General features: G+C 70.4%; 2 protein-coding genes and 1 pseudogene. 2 read left to right on the forward strand and 1 reads right to left on the reverse strand.

The window, feature by feature from the left end:
• Nucleotides 1-366: FxDxF family PEP-CTERM protein (locus VF536_RS20815; protein WP_331616783.1), on the forward strand; the 366-nt coding region annotated here is incomplete at its 5' end.
• A gap of 159 nt (nucleotides 367-525) precedes the next feature.
• Nucleotides 526-1,755 carry a bifunctional glutamate N-acetyltransferase/amino-acid acetyltransferase ArgJ gene (gene argJ, locus VF536_RS20820; RefSeq protein ID WP_331616784.1) on the forward strand — a complete coding sequence of 410 codons (1,230 nt, stop codon included), beginning with the start codon at nucleotides 526-528 and terminating at the stop codon, nucleotides 1,753-1,755.
• 10 nt (nucleotides 1,756-1,765) lie between these two features.
• On the opposite strand, the pseudogene VF536_RS20825 reads toward argJ, so the two are convergent.
• Nucleotides 1,766-2,271, reverse strand: a pseudogene (locus VF536_RS20825) (hypothetical protein); the annotation flags it as partial.

The following is a 2,271-nucleotide window of genomic DNA, read 5'->3' on the forward strand; positions in this document are numbered from 1 at the left end:
AACGGCTGGGTGGATGCGTCGCTGATCACCGTGTTCTCGGGCCAGTCCCAGCAGATCAGTTTCAGCGAGGCCACGTTGAACGGCCAGGCGCTCGCGATCGGCGCGCCGGACAGCGACGGCAACGGCACCAGCTGGATCAGCGCCAGCTTGCCGAGCAAGCTGCTGGCGGGCGACTACACGCTGATCGTCAAGGGTTATGCGGGCGGCAACCTGGCGCCCGGCACCAGCGGCATCTCGGCCAGCTACTCCGGCACCTTCAACGTGCTGCCGGCCAGCGCCGTGCCGGAGCCGCAGAGTTATGCGTTGTTCCTCGGCGGCCTGGCCCTCATGACCCTGATGCTGGGCAAGCGTCGCCAGAACCCCTGAAGCCCGGCCGACTCGCAGCCGCACCGCCGGACGCCCCGCTTGCGGGGCGTTTGCGTTTGCGATTGCGTTTCCGATGTTCGCGGGCTCACGGATGCACGACGGCAGGGTCACGCGCGACTCCTACAATCGCGCCCATTTCCCCCACGGACGCCCCTCACCATGCCCGTCAACCTGACCGCTCCCGATCCGCAAACCCTGCTGCCCGTGCCCGGCGTGCGCCTGGGCGTCACGATGGCGGGCGTGCGCAAGGCCAACCGCCGCGACCTGACCGTGATCGCGCTCGATGAAGGCGCGAGCGTCGCCGGCGTCTTCACCGCCAACCGTTTCTGCGCCGCGCCGGTCCAGGTCTGCCGCGAGCACCTTGCCGCCGGCTCCGGGATCCGCGCGATCGTGATCAACACCGGCAACGCCAACGCCGGCACCGGCGCGGACGGTCTGGCGCGCGCGCGCCAGACCTGCGACGCGCTCGCCGCGGAGCTCAAGCTCGATGCGAAGCAGGTGCTGCCGTTCTCGACCGGCGTGATCATGGAGACGCTGCCGGTCGACCGCATCGTCGCCGGCCTGCCGGCCGCGATCGCCGCGCTGAAGGCCGACAACTGGGGCGAGGCCGCCGCCGGCATCATGACCACGGACACGCTGCCCAAGGCCTGCTCGAAGCAGGTGACGATCGGCGGCAGGACGGTGACCATCTCCGGCGTCTCCAAGGGCGCCGGCATGATCCGCCCGAACATGGCGACCATGCTGGGCTTCGTCGCCACCGACGCGGTGCTTGCGCCGGAGCTGCTGCAGCCGCTGGTCAAGGAAGCGGCGGACCTGTCCTTCAACCGCATCACGATCGACGGCGATACGTCGACCAACGACTCGTTCGTGCTGATCGCGACGCACCAGGCCGGCCACGACCGGATCACCTCGCTGACCAGCGCCGAAGGCCGCGCGCTGCGCGACGCGGTGGTGGCGGTGTCGCAGCAGCTGGCGCAGGCGATCGTGCGCGACGGCGAGGGCGCGACCAAGTTCATCTCGGTGGTGGTGGAAGGCGGCAAGGACGAGGCCGAGTGCCGCAAGGCCGCGTACGCGATCGCGCACTCGCCGCTGGTCAAGACCGCATTCTTCGCCAGCGACCCCAACCTGGGCCGCATCCTGGCGGCGGTCGGTTACGCCGGCATCGACGATCTGGACCAGAGCCTGATCGACCTGCACCTGGACGACGTCCACGTCGTCACGCAGGGCGGCCGCCGTCCCGAGTACAAGGAAGAGGACGGCCAGCGCGTCATGAAGCAGAGCGAGATCACCGTGCGGGTGGGCCTGAACCGCGGCCCGGCGCAGACGACGGTCTGGACCTGCGACTTCAGCCACGAGTACGTGACGATCAACGCCGACTATCGGTCCTGATCGGTCCTGATCAGAAGTCGACCGCCCGCGTCCCGCGCACGCCGCGGGCCAGCAGCGTGGCGTTGATGAGCTGCGCTTCCTCGCGGCTGCCGAAGGGCCACACGGCCGCGCGCCAGCCGTCCTTGGTCTGGAAGACCTCGCCGTGCGTCACGGCGTTGCCGCCCAGCGTGGCGCTGATCATCTCGCGCATGCGCACCAGCAGGGCCTCGGCGTCGGCCTTGTTCTTGTGCGGCTGACTCACCAGCGCCACCAGCTTGCCGCCGGCCGCGCCGTCGCGTTTCATGAGGCTGCTCAGGCCGGTGTCGTCGACGCTCACGCGGCGCTCGGCCTCCGAAGCCGCGGCGGCGGAGGCCGCCGGCTTGGCCGGAACGGTCGAGGCGGTCGCGGGGGCTGATGCCGCGGGCGCCACCGCGGACTCCTTTTCCCGCGACGTGCGTTCAGCGGCGCCTTGCAGCGTCGGCCGGATGTTCGGAATCGCGGCGGCGGGCGTCGACGCGGTCGGCCCTTCGGCAGTTG

Source organism: Roseateles sp. (assembly GCF_036486225.1).
In the GTDB taxonomy this organism is placed as follows: Bacteria; Pseudomonadota; Gammaproteobacteria; order Burkholderiales; family Burkholderiaceae_C; genus Roseateles.